Origin of the sequence: Pseudomonas sp. PA15(2017), from assembly GCF_001945395.1 — a bacterium.
GTDB lineage: Bacteria > Pseudomonadota > Gammaproteobacteria > Pseudomonadales > Pseudomonadaceae > Aquipseudomonas.
Map to the genome: position 1 here is coordinate 7,529 of NZ_MSXV01000060.1, position 1,445 is coordinate 8,973.

Annotated in this window: 1 protein-coding gene; it reads left to right on the plus strand. The window is 59.1% G+C overall.

The features are described 5' to 3' along the window. The coding region (locus BVH03_RS25315; RefSeq protein ID WP_168175678.1) for a DUF637 domain-containing protein at positions 1 to 1,445 on the plus strand (1,445 nt) is incomplete at both ends.

Genomic DNA, 1,445 nt, shown 5'->3' on the forward strand with positions numbered 1-1,445 from the left:
CTGGTCAGCGGCCACTGCTACCCAGGCCGCCGGCTGGGCCAATGTTGGCGCCACGGCCATCGGCACCTCGGCGGCCAGCGGCGCAGCGATCAGCACCGTCAACAACCGGGGCGACCTGGGCGCCGTACTCAAGGACGTGACCGCCAGCGATGCGCTCAAGGGCTACGCCGTCACCGGTATCACGGCGGGCATGACAACCGGGCTCTATGACGGCTGGACAGGTACCGAAACCGCCCCCAGCACCGCCAGCAACGCTGTAGGCGCCAATACCCCCTTGAGCAATACCGGCACCGTCAGCGTTTCTGGTTCGGGCCTTGGTAGCGTGCCAGCAATCGGCCGATTTGCGGCCAACCAAGCCCTGCAAAACACCACCTCAGCGGCGCTGAGCAAACTCGTCGGCCAGGATGGCAGCTTCAGCGACGCCTTGCAGAGCACCCTGGCCAGCACCTTCATGGCGGCCGGCTTCAATTGGATTGGTGACAGTACGGCGCCAGGCGCCCAGCTGGAATTGCCAGACGGCAGCTTCGCCAAGGCAGGCCTGCATGCCGTGATGGGCGGCCTTGCTGCTGAAGCGATGGGCGGTGACTTCAAGACTGGTGCGCTGGCGGCAGGGGTGAACGAGTTGCTCGTCGAGAAGCTGGATGCCCAGTACCAGAAGATGGGCGTGGAAGACCGCAAAGCGCTGCTGGTGATGAACTCGCAACTGGTGGGCGTGTTGACCGCAGGTTTGCAGGGTGGGGATGAGCAGAGCCTGCAGGTAGGGGCTGCAGTGGCGGGTGGGGCGACAAGTTATAACTACCTGAATCATGCTGAAGCTGAAGAGCGTTTGGAGAAGCACCAAGCTTGCAGTGCCGGCGATAGAAACGCATGTGAGCGGCGTGACGAGCTTGAGCGTCTTGATAAACTTCGTGACCAAGCGCTTAAATTCGCGTGTAGAGGCGCTTTGGAGAGCGCCGGCTGCAAAACGCTTAGAGCCGAAGCGTTTGCAGCGCTTGAAAGCTATGGGCCTTACAAAGACAATGCCGAGTGGAGGGCATTGCATGATGACTTGATCCGAAATGATCTCGAGGGCTATACCAAGTATTCACCATCGCGTGAATTCGAGAGTGTCCGGGATATTTTGGCGCAGACACCGGCAGGCTTATCGGATGAAACCCTGTTGGCCATGGCAAGCCTATTTAGCCCAAGTCGGACGGCAGGTACTTCGAGTGGTGGAGGGGCAAAAGCGACAGGCCCTGTTCCAAATCTTACTGAGCGGGGCACGTTAGTTAACCTGCGCCCTAATGATGTTGCTATTGCACAGCGACCAGTAAGAACGCTTGTACAAGATGAGTCTGGTCGCTATTGGCTGCAAACCTCAACCGGGAAGCGAATAACACCATCAGGTTCATACGATTTTGTAACTATGCCGGACGGAAGTATTCGGGTTGCCAGGCCGAATGTGA